The following is a 600-nucleotide window of genomic DNA, read 5'->3' as shown; positions in this document are numbered from 1 at the left end:
CCATTTTCATTATTAGATTATATTGAGTTAGTTGATTGGAGTGGGCGAATAATAAGGGAAGATAAACGAGGTGCTATTTCAAATCAACGACCTAGGTTATTATCAATGCTTGGTTTAGATGATGATACTTGGTTATCACTAGCGAGTAATTTTGGTAAAGATTATCACGGAGCAGTGGGGTCGTTAGAAGCATTAGCGGCTTATGCAAGCAACACGGGTAAACGCTGGATAGCGAGTAAGAATCAATTACGACTGCATTAACCAGTACATTTTTCTATTCACAACATAATAAACTCATCTATTAGCTACCGCTAAAATTTTTCATATTTGAAAAGGCCATAATTTGTCACAAACTCCCTCAAATTTATATAGCTTACGATTAAATAAACTATTTTCGTAATTACTTTTATTTTTGACTAATGAAAATAGCTTTGTTTTTGGTCGTTTAAATTAATGGATGTCCGCGTTTTTCTCTCCATTTTCATTATTAGATTATATTGAGTTAGTTGATTGGAGTGGGCGAATAATAAGGGAAGATAAACGAGGTGCTATTTCAAATCAACGACCTAGGTTATTATCAATGCTTGGTTTAGATGATGA

At 33.5% G+C, this 600-nt stretch carries 1 pseudogene; it reads left to right on the top strand.

Annotated elements, in window-relative coordinates:
* Positions 1-261, top strand: a pseudogene (locus H5084_RS19300) (hypothetical protein); the annotation flags it as partial.
* Positions 262-600: the final 339 nt, after the last annotated feature.

The organism is Psychromonas sp. SR45-3 (assembly GCF_014163575.1).
Taxonomy (GTDB): domain Bacteria; phylum Pseudomonadota; class Gammaproteobacteria; order Enterobacterales; family Psychromonadaceae; genus Psychromonas; species Psychromonas arctica.
This window is presented reverse-complemented; position numbering and strand designations above follow the sequence as displayed.